Raw genomic sequence first — 14815 nt, 5'->3', positions numbered from 1 at the left:
TCCGGTGATGGAAATATATCGGTTCTCGATTGGTTCTCGGTTAATTACCAAAGCGCCATGCTATAGTCGCAGCTCGCTGACAATTCAACCAAAAAAGACCATGTAAGGAAACAACCAGGAGATTGATCATGAAAAAAGTTGTAGTTTTAGGCGGTGACGGATTTTGTGGTTGGCCCACAGCTCTCCATCTATCTGATACTGGTCATGACATTGTAATTGTTGATAACTTGTCACGACGCAACATTGATAATGAGTTGGAAGTGACTTCTTTAACTCCTTACCAGCCGATGTCCACTCGTCTGAAGACATGGCTTGAGGTTTCTGGCAAACAAATCCAGTTCTATAACTTCAATGTAGCGAAAGACTATGATCGCTTACTGAATCTATTCCTAACCTATCAACCGGATGTGGTGATTCATTTTGCCGAACAGCGGGCTGCACCTTATTCGATGAAGTCATCTAGCCATAAGCGTTACACGGTAGATAATAACTTGAATGCGACCAATAATCTGCTAGCTGCGATTGTGGAGTCGGGTTTGGATATACATGTGGTTCATTTAGGAACCATGGGAGTCTATGGTTATGGTACTGCTGGGATGAAGATTCCGGAAGGGTATTTAGATATCCAGGTGACTACGGATGAGGGGAAAATGGTACAGCAGCAAATCTTGTACCCAGCCAATCCGGGCAGTATCTATCACATGACCAAAACTCAGGACCAGCTGTTTTTCTATTACTACAACAAGAATGATGGGGTCCGCATCACTGACCTGCATCAGGGGATTGTTTGGGGAACTCAGACCAAGCAGACAAAGCTGGATGAACGGCTAATTAATCGCTTTGATTACGATGGAGACTATGGCACAGTCCTAAATCGGTTCCTGATGCAGTCAGCGATTGGTCATCCGTTGACGGTACATGGAACAGGGGGTCAAACCAGGGCATTTATCCATATTCAAGATACGGTGCGGTGTATAGAGTTAGCGATCGCAAATCCTCCGGCTTCTGGGGACAGGGTGAAAATCTTGAATCAGATGACCGAAACCCATCGGGTCCGGGATTTGGCACAGATTGTGTCTGATATCACTGGGGCGGAAATTGCCTATCTAGAGAACCCGAGAAACGAATCAGCGGAAAATGAACTGGCTGTGGAGAATAAATGCTTCTTGGAAATGGGTCTGAAACCAACCACCTTGGTTAAGGGTCTGATGCAAGAGGTTATCGAGATTGCCTCTAAATATGTCGATCGTTGCGATCGCTCGAAGATTATCTGTACATCACTGTGGCGGCAGAAGGGCAATGGGGTGAGTATGGCTGACGAAACTCCTGCTCAAACCACATCCGACAAAACGGCGGTGGGTGTAGGTGCCAGTTAAGAATTAGGTAGCGCGTAAGTGGGAGCACATCTTACCTTGAGCGGTCAGCTTTTTATGGTCAGTCTGGTTCTGTTGGCCTTGTAACTAATAGCTGATGACAAGGACAGCATGGGCGTAGCACCATTACTGACTGCTCAACGTATCTGAAACTCTGGCAATTTTAATAAGTTCATCAGTAGTCAAAGGTGTTGCTACCCTAAAACTAGTTGATCCCATTCTCTGTTATGTATCAAACTGACCCCCCTCGTCCGGCCAAGGAAACCCTACCGACGATGTATGATCTCCCTAGTGAAGATCCAGAGGAACCAGGTTTGCCAGACGAGTTTCACGATTTTCAACCTCAGCTATTACGGGAGACTTTCTGCCCACCGAGTTACCCAAGGGATCAGATCTTTGTGGGGACTGACTTGAATCTGTACTATGATGTTCGTCATCCTCAATGGTACAAGCGACCGGATTGGTTTGGAGTAGTTGGGGTGTCTCGGTTTTATGAACAGCGAGACTTACGGTTGAGTTATGTGATGTGGCAGGAAGGGGTCAGTCCATTTATCGTAGTGGAGTTGCTCTCTCCAACGACGGAATCAGAAGATTTAGGGCAAACCCTACGGGATATCGATCAACCTCCAAGTAAGTGGGAGGTTTATGAACGTATACTTCGTATTCCTTATTATGTGGTGTTTAGCCGATATACCAATGAGTTAAGAATTTTTGAGTTGAAAGGCTTAAACTATGAACAGGTAAGATTGGAAAACGAAAGATTTTGGCTGCCAGAATTAGGACTTGGCCTAGGAGTATGGTCTGGGTCATACCAAGAGGTTAATGGTCGATGGTTACGCTGGTATGATGAATTAGGGAACTGGATTCCCACAGGCTCTGAACAGGCTCAACAGGCTCAGGATCAGTTGCAGCAGACTCAGCAACAGTTGCAGCAAGCTCAGCAACAAAAGGAGTTGGTTCAGCAGCAGTTGCAGGAGGCTGAACAAGAAGCTCAACTCGAACGCCAGGAAAAGGAATTGGCTCAACAGCAGGCAGCGAGATTAGCAGAACGTCTGCGACAGCTGGGGATTGACCCAGGAGAGGTGTAAAAGGTGCCGTTGGCAGCAGAATAGAAAAGCCGATGCTCGGTACGATCCGCTACTTGAGGTGCATATAGCAATAGCCGTCTCATACCAAATCCTGTTCCCAAACCCCCCTTATCTGCATAGCCATAGATTCGTGGCATACAAAGATTTGGTCGATTTTTATAAAAGGGTTTTGACAAACGGATTTGATATAAGTCCACTTATACGCTTAGTTCAGTTCTGGAGTATTTAGTTTAAATATTCTAATTATACGTCCAGCGTTGTTTTTTGTCCATTTGCTCTCGCAACGCCCTATAGCGACGTAAGGAGTTTAGCGGTGGGAGGATGTCAATCATGGTTTACCACTGCCTCACTAATATTGTTTGTTAGAAAGCTAGCTTTTTTTTTATATAATGATTATAATTGTCATAAAGTATCTATTCGAGATTGTCTGCTGGTGAACAAAACTAACGATCGTTTTGAAGTTGTAATTGTGGGGGCTGGGGCTGCTGGAATTGGCTGTGGAGTAGTCTTAAAAGATTTAGGAATTGAAAACTTTGTCATTGTAGAACGACATCAAGTAGGGGCTTCTTTTAGGCGTTGGGCTGAAGAAATGCGATTCATTACGCCGTCGTTTCCCAGTCATGGTTTTGGATTGCTGGATCTCAACGCAGTAGTTTTAAATACTTCTCCTGCCCTCAGTTTCAGAAAGGAACATCTTTCGGGGAAAGAATACGCTCTATATCTAGAGACTGTAGCAGAGCATTTTCAACTACCTATAAAAACCGAGACAAATGTGAAAACTATGGCAGCTTTACCTCAAGGCAAAGGCTTTGTCTTGGAAACTTCTAAAGGCGAGTTGCGTTCACGCAGTGCCTCAGCTTCGCTGAGATCGCAGTTTGTGATTTGGGCAGCAGGAGAGTTTCAATATCCCAATCTTAATCCTTTTCCAGGGGCGGAATTATGTATACATAATTCCCAAATACGTTCTTGGACAGAGCTTAAGGGGAAAGAATTTGTAGTTGTGGGAGGCTATGAAAGCGGTGTAGATGCAGCGTCAAATTTGGCAGAATTAGGGAAAAAAGTAAAGTTAATCGATCGCCAGAGTAGCTGGTCAAACTTAGACTCAGATCCTAGTGTTTCTCTGTCTCCTTATAGTCTAAAACGTTTAGAAATAGCTTATTCTATGGGTCGGGTCGAACTAATTGGAGAACAGCACATTGAAGCAGTCAAAGCAGTAAAAAAAGGATATGTGGTGGAGAGCGAGTACGAACAGTGGTTTAGTTCTACACCGCCAATTCTCTGTACGGGGTTTGATAGCAGTTTAAAACAAATCGCACCTCTATTTGACTGGTCAAATGGCTATGCAGCCCTGACTCAAGAAGATGAGTCTACCCTAACTCCAGGATTATTTGTCGTCGGTCCTTCGGTGCGTCACGGCGATATAATTTTTTGCTTTATTTACAAATTTCGGCAGCGATTTGCTGTAGTCGGTAATGCGATCGCTCAACGTCTGGGAATCGATCCAACTCCATTGGAAGCCTATCGCCGAGAAGGTTTGTTCTTAGATGACCTTTCTTGCTGTAATAACGATTGTGTTTGTTAAAAAGTCAGCGGTGGTTATTGGTAAAGAGAGTACGGGCAAGTCCCAACTAATTGCGGCTCTTACAGGACAGACTCCCTATAGTGCCAATTTTCGCGGTTCTACAGTGACTTGTGACACTTATCAATCTGAAGCCTATACCTTTATCGATACCCCTGGAATTCTCTATCGTTCCGATAGTGTAACTACTAAGAAAGCTTTAAGACAGCTACAAGAAAATGACACCGTGCTATTGGTAGTCAAGGCAACCGACGTAGATCGAGATTTAGCAGATCTACTACCTTTAGTAGCAGATAAAAGGGGCATTGTGGTGATTACTTTCTGGGATAAGGTATTCTCGACGGTTCATAACGGACATCTCACGGGTCTGGGGCAACCCCAGACCCCGTGTCCTCCTCAACAAGTGATTAGGGAATGGACGGAAACTTCTAACCTGAGCATTGTCACTGTAGATGCCCGCCACATTACTACAGAACAAAAAGACCATATTTTGGCTTCTCTGCAAGAACCTAATCCTTTTCCCGCCCAATGGATTCCTACAAGGGCTGGCTGGTATATAGAACCCCACCCAACACTGTTAGAACATCCTCGACTGGGCAGTTTATTGGCGATCGCTTTATTACTTATTCCTGCCATTATTGCTGTCTGGGGTGCTAACTCCTTTGCGACTTTAGCAGATCCTATAGTCCAAAGTGCGATCGCTCCTGTTATTAAACCTTTATCCCAACTCCCAATCTGGTTAAGAGAAATACTGATAGGTCAGTATGGACTGATAACTATGAGTCCGTTGCTGTTTATTTGGGCGATGCCCACAGTAATTCTCTATGCCCTATTCTTGGGCGCATATAAAGCTAGTGGGTTAATAGAACGAATTACCATTGCTCTCAATCCTTTACTCCGTCCGTTTGGGTTATCGGGACGGGATTTAGTACGAGTAATTATGGGTATGGGGTGTAATGTTCCTGCGGTGATTAGTACCCGTGCCTGTTCTAGTTGTTCTAGGGGAACTTGTATTTCCGCGATCGCTTTTGGTTCGGCTTGTTCTTATCAGTTTGGCGCAACTTTAGGGGTGTTTAGTGCTGCTAAGTTACCTTACTTGATAATTCCTTACCTGCTGTATCTAACCGCAACCACCTTGATATATACCTACATCATTTCTTCCCCTACAGCTAAATCGAATCAGAATCCCCTAGTAATCGAAGGAAGAGCATTTTTAGAATTTCCTCATTCGTCAGTAATTTGGCGCGAAGCTAAGTCAACTATTAATCAATTTTTGTTCAATGCAATTCCCATATTTTTAGTTATTACCGTTATTGCTTCTGTGTTGAATTGGTTAGGAACAATCGCAGTTTTAGCCAATATTATTAACCCTTTGATGGGATGGTTTAATTTACCCCCTGAAGCCTCATTGCCTATTGTTTTAGCTTCTATTCGCAAAGATGGACTGCTATTATTTGCCGAACCAGAAACCTTGGCTATGTTAACTCCATTGCAGGTTTTGACTGGGGTGTATCTAGCAGGAGTATTGCTACCTTGTTTAGTTACTCTGTTAACTATTACGCGAGAACAGTCTCTTCGATTTGCCTTATTGCTGTTAAGTAGACAGGCGATCGCTGCGATATTTTTTTCTCTATTACTTGCTTGGGGAGGATTATTAATCAAGTAATAATTAATACTAAATCCTGTCCCATACCCCCCTTATTCAAACAGCTATAGATTCATCGAATAATAAGGATTTGGTTTATTTTTTGTAAAGGGGGTATGGCAAGCGGATTTGGTATTAGTCATTGGCCTGATATCAAGTTCGCTATTCCCTTAACTATCAATTATTATCTGAAGTATTGTTTATTTGAACATTCCTGTGACTAGTACCATTGTGGCTAGTACCATTGTGGCTAGTACCATTGTGACTATTACCATAGGATTGTCTAGCCATCCACTTAGTCAATTCCTGAGATAGCTGAGTTAGGGACTCAATTAATTGGTGTGAAACGTCTACAGGAAAATTACCAGAACGGACGTGCAAATCTAGCTTAGGAAAGGGAATATCAACATGGTAATGACGTAGTATTTCTTCAATCAGAAAGTAAAGCTCACTTTTGATTTGGAACTGCTTGGGAGGGTCTTCAATCCAAACCAACAACTCAAACTTGAGGGCATTTTCTCCAAATCCAGTAAAAAATACATTAGGGGCTGGTTGATCTAAGATTTCTGGATGTTGAGAAGCTGCCTCAATCAGAGCACTACGTACTTTAATTGGATCTGAACCATAGGCGACCCCTACGGGTAATTTTAACCGGGATACTGGATTATTGTGAGTCCAGTTGACCACTTCAGCTTCAAGAAAGCGAGAATTGGGGATAATGATTGAGACTTGATCCAACGTCAGGATTTCTGTACTCCGAATACCGATATTTTCTACTGTTCCCATCAGTTCCCCAACATTCACAAAGTCCCCTACTTGGATCGGACGCTCAAAAATGAGTACCAAACCGCTGACACATTCTTTAGCAATTCCCTGGATTCCCAAGCCAATGCCCACACCCAAGACTCCGACAAATACAGCTAGAGAACTAAAGTCGATTCCCCACAACTGCAATAGGACAATAACACCGATAAAGAGTATGGCATAATGGATAATCAGGGCAATAGTCTCCTGCGCAGGGCGGCTGAGATTGGTGAGGCGAAGAATCCGCGATCGCAAAACTTTTTTTACTACCTTGGCTAGGAGTATCAGAGCAGCCTAGTGTTAACTGTACTTTAGTGTTAAGTTTCTAGCCAAGGTAGCATTACTTAAGACAGTTAATTGGTAGTTGGTAATTAGTAATTGGTAATTAGTAATTGGCTGACTATTTTCGTAAGCAGTCAGCCGTCAGCCGTCAGCCGTCAGCTTTTAGCTCACGCTGGGCGAACAGCCGTCAGCCGTCAGCTTATTTTATTCAAAAGTACCTCAAGTAGCGTGACCAATGGCCAATGGCTGATAGCTGATATAGCAGAAGTCATTTGTCAGAAGTCATTTGTCAGAAGTCAAACTCTTGCGCTTACAAAGGGTGTGAGACTTTTGTCATGTCCTAACTGCCCTGGCGACTGCTATAGCTGATTACTAATTGCTGATAGCTGATTACTAATTGCTGATAGCTAATTGCTGATAGCTAATTGCTGATCNTTTCGACCACAGACTTTTGAGCCGTTCCACCTCCGCAATCAGTTGTTCAATTCCCTAGTTGGCAGTTGCAGCACCAGCTCCACCAGAACTGATTGGGGCAGCAGTTCCAGAGCTTCAAACCTATTTGGGATAGCTGACGGTTTAATTTCCATGGTTCTAAAATACTAATCATCTTTCCCCTTTTGTCAACCCCACCACCTGAATGCTTACAAATAATTTAGATATAACTCGTTGCACACAAATGTAACCAGTAAGGACAATTTAAAAATCCCTGAAACCACTTTCAGCAAAGGATTTCGTGATTTTTAGCAGGGAGAACTTCAGTCAGAAGCGATCACACCATCATCTTTCCCAGATTACCAAAAAGCGATCTCATCTCAACTTCTCTATACCTCCAAGATAGATCGCCCTTCTAACTCCCTATAACCAAAATAAAAACAGTAATTTTTTATTTATCAGAGAGTAAATCATCAATATCTTTATTATTGCTAAGTAACCATTTGAGAAGTTTTTTGCGTTGGTCTAATGGTAAATCTTCTGGATTGACATCTGCTCTATCTTTTAACAATTGCACAAGAGATTTTTGTGCTTTGTGTGTACGTTTTCTCCTACGCTGATTTTCATAAGTTTCAAGATTACGTTGAATTTTATTCATGTCGGGAACAATGAATTTAACACGACCAATTTCTTCTAAAATACCTTGTATTTCTCTAAATAATAACTTACTTTCTTCTCCAACACCTGTAATAGTTAACCAACCTTTAGTTCTTGTCATTGCAGTAAAAGCAATATTTCGTTGTTTGACAATATCACTTGATTTTGCAATATTTTCAAAACCGTAAACATATACAACAGATGCTTCATTGCCTTTAGCACGAAAAACACTTGTTATAGTTACACATCCCTGTGAACGAAATATATCAGCAGAAGTATCAGTTCCTATTCTGACAGATTGTATTTTTTTATTTTCTAAACCTTTATACAAATACTCATATTCTTGTTCTGCAATTTTTTTTCTACTATCTAAGGCAATAATTGCAATTTCATCAGGTTTTAATTCTTCTTCTTTAATATTTTTTTCGATGTCGTTGATTATCCATTTAAGTTCTTGCTGTCTATTCTCAAAATTTTGATATTGTATCAAATTATGATACCCTACTAATTCTTCCAGTAAATGAGGAGAATTAGACTTAGGGCGATAAAGAGTAATTTCTTGACCTGTAATTAATTCATTACTATTTACCTGTTCCACTTCATATCCTATATCTTGCCATCCACCCACTGTATTAATAAATTGAACTGCACCTCCTCTTCGTCTTAAACCTAAACCGAAAGCATGAGCAGCAATTAAAACAGGTCTAGGATTTCTATAACAATGATATAAAATCATATCTTTTTCAATCTCCCCTGGATAAACTCCATCGAGACTAACCAGTGGATTACCATCAATATCTTTTCCAAAAAGACTCTCAGCGGTTGGAATGTCTAATTCTTCAAGACTTTGAACCTCATCATATCCCCAAATTATTCTTTTGGGTTGTTTCAGTAACTCATAACATAGTCGGAAATAATTTTCACCAAAATCTTGAGCTTCATCAATAAGAATTGCATCAAAAATTTCTGGAATTTCGTTTTCATGCTCTAATAATTCGCCACAGCATCCATTAAAAGCAAATCTTCCACTAGATGTACCAAAGTAGCTTTTAGCGTTCTTAAAGTTTCTAAAATCGGTATTTACTATAGCTGTAACTTGCTGATATAGCCCAGATTGTTCTGACCCTCCCCATGCGTGAAGTATATGAATTTTATCCCAATTTGGTTGTTCTAATTCTCCTCTTGAAAATTCTTGAACAAAACGAGTGATATAATTAATAATTTGTTCGTATAGAGAGCGAGAATAAAATGTATAAACAATTGACCAATCGGGATTTTGAACGTGCATATATGCAGCTTTTTGAGCTAAAACCACTGTTTTACCTGTCCCAGCAAGCCCTCTAATTCTTTGAGGTCCAGCAGGAGTCTGAACGGCAACTTTATGTTGTTGACTATCAAAAGTTTTTATTTTTTCCTCAACTTTTCTTAGAAAAGCAGCTTTACTGTCTTGCTTTTTAGTAGGTCTGCGTTTTTTAGATTGAATTCCTTGTGAACCTGTAATTACTGCTATAGCAGTTTTCCATTCCTCAGAATCTTCTTGAAAAGGATATTTTTGTTTAATCGGTGAATTAATAATTCTTTGATATAGTTGCTCATCTTCTAAATCTCCTGAAAATATTAATTCCCATTTAGGTGCAGATAAATGATCTTGAAATCGCTTTTTCCATAGTGGTTCACTTACATATGGTAAAGCAACAAAAGCCTTACCAGCTATTTTGCAATTTCCTTGTTCATTTCTTAAAAATCCATGCTTAAACTGCTTTAATCTGTCAAGAATAGCCCACATATGCTTTTCAGCTTGGTCATAGGGTTCTATTTCGTCTTTGTACCAATCTTGCATATACCAAGTATGCCCTTCAATAGCCTCAATATTTTCTAAATAGCATCCTTTTACTTCTATGATAATTAATCCCCATTCAGGATGAATAATAATAATATCCGGTTCTAAACGAAGACCACTATATCTAGTAATGGGATAACGATGCCAACAGTAACCGGGTTGTTCATTGAATTGTCGTTTTATCGCATTCCAAACATTTTTTTCAGCTTCACTATCAAAGTTTTTTGTTGAAATAAATTCCATAAATATATTGGCTTTATAATGTGTGATTTTATAATTTGTTACAGTTTGATTTTTTTTATTCAGGTAATTAAAATAAAACTGAATAATTGAGGTATTTATTAATGCCGAATCCGTTGTTCAAGACCTCCGATTGTGGTGGAAATTACTAAAAAAAATCAAGCTACAAGGTGATAGCTTTTGCTGTCACAACAACTTATCCGGTGTAATTGGTAAATCACGGATACGTTTACCTGTAGCATGGTAAATAGCATTAGCGATCGCAGCCGATACTCCTGTAATCCCAATTTCACCGACACCCCGCACCCCTGCGGGATTAAAGTTATAGTCGGGTTCCCCCACAAATGTCACCTGAATCCGGGGAATATCTGCATGACTGGGATAATGATAGGTAGCCAGGTCGTAAACCACAGGATAGCCAATATTGGGGTCCAAATCACAGGCTTCCATCAAGGCGTGTCCAATACCCATAATTACGGCACCTCGTATCTGAGACGCTGCAGTTTTGGCATTCATTACTCGCCCAATATTCATCACAGACACCCAACGGTTGACGCGCAAGCGGGCAATGTCTTCATCTACGCTGACTTCACAAAAATGTGCCCCCCAGGATTGGAATGCCCATTTCTTCCCCTCTTCACCCGGTGCAGAAGAGGCTGTCGCTTCAAAAGCAGCTTGTCCGGACTGATGCAGGGTGGCAAAGGCTTCTGGGGCTGTTTTCGCTTTAGCTGTCTGTAAAACCTCTTCACAAGCCCTCATGACTGCTGGTACAAGGGTTGCTGTCATTTGGGAACCACCCGCCATCCCACCATTTGGCAGTAAGGAGTCTCCCATCTCCACCTGTACCTGTTCGACGGCTAGCCCCAATACCTCGGCTGCTGTACCTGCAACAATGGTATATGCACCCGTACCCATGTCATTACCACTAGTGAGGATATGGGCAGTACCATCGGCTAACAACCGCACTGTGACTGTAGCTGCACTCCTTAAAGCCGGGAAGGTTGATGCCGCCATGCCCCAACCAATCAGCTTACCATCACGGGTGAGGGAACGCACCTGTTTTGGTCTATCTTGCCACCCAAATTGTGCTGCACCCAGCCGCAAACATTCCCCGAAATCCTTAGCAGAGAAAGGTAAACCCTGGCGCTGGTGTTCCTTAGTTTCATTTTTTAACCGCAGTTCTACTGGGTCGATTTTTAACTCCCATGCCAATTCATCCATGGCTGATTCTAGTGCCCATAACCCCGGATTTTCCCCTGGGGCACGCATGAATGTGGGTGTCCCAACGTTCATCACCGCCAATTCCTGACGGGTTCGCAGATTGGGTGCAGCATACATAGCTGGTGTAATGCCTGTACAAGGTTCAGTAAAAATCTCAACTGGTGAGGTACAGGATTTAACCCCATGGTCGATCGCCATCAAGCTACCATCAGCATTTGCCCCTAAACGAATCGTTTGTTCCGTTTCAGACCGGTGTCCGGCGTTGGCGGTCATTTGCCGACGGCTGAGAACAACTTTCAGGGGACGTTGCAGTTGACGGGCAGCTGCTGCACCAATAATGGCATGGGGACAAGGGAAGGCTTTAGAACCAAAACCCCCACCAATAAAAGGTGTGATAATACGGACTTTTTCCGGGGGAAGTCCAAACAGCTCTGCATAGGTACGCTGACTACCGATTACCCACTGGGATGGTTCGTAGACAGTCAGGGTGTCTGGATCTTGCCAGTGAGCAATGATAGCATGGGGTTCCATCGGTGCGTGTAGTTCGCTGGAAGTTGTGTAAGTAGCTGTAATCTCGGCTCCTACACCTGCCATAGCACTGGCAAAGTCCGCAGCAGCAAAATTCCCCTTCTCAAACGTCATCTGTTGCCCAAGCATGGGTGGAGCTTCGTTAAAGGTGGCTTTGCTGGTTTCTACAATTGGTTCTTGGGTGACGTATTCTACCTTAACTAAATGGGCAGCGTGACGTGCCCGTTCAAAGGTATCTGCGACTACCAAACCAACAATTTGCCCTGCGTAGTAAATTTGGTCATCTGATAAGGGTAGTCGTGCCTCGTAGATTTTTGAGGTTAAAAAATCGTTAGCTGGTTTAGATACGGTCGGCGGGTTTTTATGAGTGAAAACCGCAATTACCCCTGGTGCTGTTGCTGCTGCTTGGGTATCAATACTTTTAATCTGCCCATGAGCAATATTAGCAGTCACCAGATAACCATGAACTAAACCGGGAATTTGATGTTCAGCAGCGTAGGTTGCTGTCCCTGTGACCTTTGCTCGTCCATCCTTGCGGTTAATATTAGTACCAGTTACTTGATTCATGCTACCCCTCCTCCTTGAGCAGAAACCGTAAGGGCGCGACGAATCGCCCGTTTTGCCAGTTCGACTTTATAACCGTTGTGAGTTAAAGGTTTGGCTAAGTTCAAGGCAATTTCTGCAGCCTCGGTAAATGTTGCTACATCCGCAGACTTACCAATCAAAAACTCTTCTGCTGCTGTTGCTCGCCAAGGCTTGTGTGCTACCCCACCCATTGCCAAGCGTGCAGCTTGGATTTGCTCCCCTTGCAAGTTTACCGCCGCCGCCACAGAAATTAAAGCAAAGGAATAGGAAGCGCGATCGCGTATTTTCAAATAAACCCCAGATTTCCCAAAGGATAAGCTGGGCAGAATCACAGCCGTAATTAACTCCCCTGGTTCTAAATTGGTGTCTTGCTCGGGTGTATTTCCTGGTAGACGGTGGAAATCTGTAAACGGTATCTGCCGTTGCCCTTGGGGACTTGCTACTTCTACCACCGCATCCAATGCAGCTAGGGCAACACACATATCTGACGGGTGGACTGCTACACACTGCTCGCTGGCACCAAGGATGGCATGAGTACGGTTAATTCCGGTGATTGCGGGGCAGCCTGTCCCTGGTTGCCGTTTATTACAAGGAAAGGCGGTATCGTAATAATAGGGACAACGGGTAAGTTGCAGCAGGTTTCCCCCCACTGTAGCCATGTTGCGAATTTGCTGAGATGCGCCAGATAGAATTGCCCTAGCTAACATGGGATAGTTGCGGCGAATATCACTATTGTCTGCCACTGCAGTATTACTAACTAGCGCTCCCAGACGCAGACTACCATCAGCCATCGGTTCAATGTTCTGCATCTGTAACCGAGAGATATCAATCAGTTGCGATGGCTGATCTAAGAATACTTTGAGACGGTCAACTAAATTCGTTCCACCAGCGATAAACATGGAGTTTTGGTCAGCAACTGCCTGGTTTACCGCATCTAACCAGGAGGTGGCACGGGTATAGGTGAAGTTATTCATGATGCTTACTGATCCCCAGATTCACTAACCATAACCGCTGCCACAGGAGAAGGTGGTTTTTGTCCAATTACCTGCTGTACGGCTGCCACAATACCATTGTAAGCACTGCATCGGCAGAGATTCCCACTCAGTCGTTCCTTAATTTCCGCCTCGGAGAGTTCAGCTAGTTGCGGAGGACTATGCAAATCTGGTGTCACCGCGCTAACACAACCCCGTTTAACTTCCTCCAAAAGAGCCACAGAAGCGCAAATTTGCCCTGGGGTACAATAGCCGCATTGGAAGCCATCATTGTCAATAAATGCCTCCTGCACCGGATGGAGAGTATCCCCTGTTGCCAAGCCTTCAATGGTGACAATTTCTTTTCCCTCCTGCATTACAGCCAACGCGAGACAGGAATAAACTCGCTGACCCTCAATTAAAACAGTGCAAGCTCCACATTGTCCATGATCGCACCCCTTTTTACTCCCGACTAATCCCAAATATTCACGTAGGGCATCTAAGAGTGTTACACGGGGTTCAATGGTGAGGGTGTGCTGTTCACCATTAATGGTAAGAGTCACATTCATCTAGGCTTCGCCTCCTTGTAAACTTTCTCTGGCCAATTACGGGGTGGAATTTCCCTTCCTTTGTAAAATTGCCGCTCCAACTTACCCAAAGCCAACCAAACTCCCCCACTAATTAAAACAGCTACAGTCAAAATAATAACAGTAACAATAGATACCTCAGGGTGGATAAATACCAGTAACGGAAGCAATACCCAAACCAGTGCAGTCCCTACAGCTAATCCCAGCCTTAACCGTTGCAAGTTCGCTAAAGCCCCACGACAACTCGCGCATTTTTGCGTGTGGGAATGATACCTTTCTAATAGAACTTCCTTAGGTAGTGATGGTGGTAGAGTTTTTCCTGGAAATGGGTCGATACTATAATGATTCACCCAAAAACGCAACTGGAATACAAATAGGTCGGCTTTAGTTGGCAAATAAAACGCTTTATTAAAATTACCACTACCCCCTTGTTGTTCGAGATATCTTTCTTGGTAATGCCAGAAAATCTGATCATCTTCCAAAACATTATTTTGCCCAATATGGGAATACCACCGAGGAGTTAGTTTCAGAAATAACCCTAGTAATTTGGAGGAAAACTTAAAAGGAAAGCGGGCAAATAGCCGACACTCTCCCTTGCGAATGGGAGTTGCGTACACAACTGTTAGTGTCCTGCCAAACTGCTTGGAGGTGAGGTCATGCCACATCAGTCCAGGAGCAATAAAGGTCGTATCCTGTCGTCCTAGGGTTCCTTTACGGGGACCTTCTGCCCAAACCCCTTTAAATCCCCACTTCCCGGATTCTACAACCTCCAATTCCACAGGAGATACATTAGCGCGGTTACCGACACTGCGGTGGTGGGTGTAAGGAATATGACTGGGATCGAGTACATTTTCCATCAATGTTAGGGCATCATAAGGCAAATCCCGAAACGTATTCAAGCAAATCCAACCGTCCGGGTCTTCTTCTAAGGCATCAACAATGGGAACCTTAGTTTGAGCCGCATTCTCAGCTTGTCCAGGATA

The 14815-nt window shown here is 43.1% G+C and carries 10 protein-coding genes; 4 read left to right on the top strand and 6 right to left on the bottom strand.

Annotated elements, in window-relative coordinates; genetic code table 11:
* The first annotated feature begins 128 nt into the window (after nt 1-128).
* The 4 genes from F6K38_RS06645 to F6K38_RS06630 all read left to right on the top strand — a co-directional run bounded on the left by F6K38_RS06645 (nt 129) and on the right by F6K38_RS06630 (nt 5706).
* On the top strand, nt 129-1376 hold the full coding sequence (locus F6K38_RS06645) for an NAD-dependent epimerase/dehydratase family protein (protein ID WP_287356329.1): 1248 nt from the start codon (nt 129-131) through the stop codon (nt 1374-1376).
* A 224-nt stretch (nt 1377-1600) separates the two neighbouring features.
* On the top strand, nt 1601-2461 hold the full coding sequence (locus F6K38_RS06640; RefSeq protein ID WP_008185905.1) for a Uma2 family endonuclease: 861 nt from the start codon (nt 1601-1603) through the stop codon (nt 2459-2461).
* Nucleotides 2462-2894: 433 nt separating this feature from the next.
* Nucleotides 2895-4043: an NAD(P)/FAD-dependent oxidoreductase gene (locus F6K38_RS06635; RefSeq protein WP_044493687.1), complete on the top strand. Its 1149-nt coding sequence runs from the start codon at nt 2895-2897 to the stop codon at nt 4041-4043.
* Nucleotides 4006-5706: a nucleoside recognition domain-containing protein gene (locus tag F6K38_RS06630; protein WP_008185910.1), complete on the top strand. Its 1701-nt coding sequence runs from the start codon at nt 4006-4008 to the stop codon at nt 5704-5706. The genes F6K38_RS06635 and F6K38_RS06630 overlap by 38 nt, the downstream gene beginning before the upstream one ends.
* 156 nt (nt 5707-5862) lie before the next feature.
* Here F6K38_RS06630 and F6K38_RS06625 read toward each other — a convergent pair whose 3' ends face one another.
* The 6 genes from F6K38_RS06625 to F6K38_RS06600 all read right to left on the bottom strand — a co-directional run.
* Nucleotides 5863-6744, bottom strand: coding sequence for a mechanosensitive ion channel family protein (locus F6K38_RS06625; protein ID WP_287311770.1), 882 nt, complete (start codon nt 6742-6744; stop codon nt 5863-5865).
* Nucleotides 6745-7654: 910 nt separating this feature from the next.
* A complete protein-coding gene (locus tag F6K38_RS06620) occupies nt 7655-9943 on the bottom strand; it encodes an NERD domain-containing protein (protein WP_008184837.1) in 2289 nt (762 codons plus the stop codon).
* Nucleotides 9944-10126: 183 nt separating this feature from the next.
* Nucleotides 10127-12256: a xanthine dehydrogenase family protein molybdopterin-binding subunit gene (locus F6K38_RS06615; RefSeq protein WP_287356327.1), complete on the bottom strand. Its 2130-nt coding sequence runs from the start codon at nt 12254-12256 to the stop codon at nt 10127-10129.
* Nucleotides 12253-13248, bottom strand: a complete 996-nt coding sequence (locus F6K38_RS06610) for an FAD binding domain-containing protein (RefSeq protein WP_287356325.1) — start codon at nt 13246-13248, stop codon at nt 12253-12255. Before F6K38_RS06610 ends, F6K38_RS06615 begins: the two co-directional genes overlap by 4 nt.
* A 5-nt stretch (nt 13249-13253) precedes the next feature.
* Nucleotides 13254-13814, bottom strand: a complete 561-nt coding sequence (locus tag F6K38_RS06605) for a 2Fe-2S iron-sulfur cluster-binding protein (RefSeq protein ID WP_287248092.1) — start codon at nt 13812-13814, stop codon at nt 13254-13256.
* The coding region (locus F6K38_RS06600) for a Rieske 2Fe-2S domain-containing protein (RefSeq protein WP_287356323.1) at nt 13811-14815 on the bottom strand (1005 nt) is incomplete at its 5' end. The genes F6K38_RS06600 and F6K38_RS06605, both read right to left, overlap by 4 nt.

Source organism: Moorena sp. SIO3B2 (genome assembly GCF_010692525.1).
Classification (GTDB): Bacteria; Cyanobacteriota; Cyanobacteriia; order Cyanobacteriales; family Coleofasciculaceae; genus Moorena; species Moorena producens.
This window is presented reverse-complemented; position numbering and strand designations above follow the sequence as displayed.

Coding starts and splice junctions, on each gene's coding strand:
- F6K38_RS06630 (WP_008185910.1), top strand. CDS start 4,006: ATGACCTTTCTTGCTGTAATAACGATTGTGTTTGTTAAAAAGTCAGCG.
- F6K38_RS06645 (WP_287356329.1), top strand. CDS start 129: ATGAAAAAAGTTGTAGTTTTAGGCGGTGACGGATTTTGTGGTTGGCCC.
- F6K38_RS06620 (WP_008184837.1), bottom strand. CDS start 9,943: ATGGAATTTATTTCAACAAAAAACTTTGATAGTGAAGCTGAAAAAAAT.
- F6K38_RS06610 (WP_287356325.1), bottom strand. CDS start 13,248: ATGAATAACTTCACCTATACCCGTGCCACCTCCTGGTTAGATGCGGTA.
- F6K38_RS06615 (WP_287356327.1), bottom strand. CDS start 12,256: ATGAATCAAGTAACTGGTACTAATATTAACCGCAAGGATGGACGAGCA.
- F6K38_RS06640 (WP_008185905.1), top strand. CDS start 1,601: ATGTATCAAACTGACCCCCCTCGTCCGGCCAAGGAAACCCTACCGACG.
- F6K38_RS06605 (WP_287248092.1), bottom strand. CDS start 13,814: ATGAATGTGACTCTTACCATTAATGGTGAACAGCACACCCTCACCATT.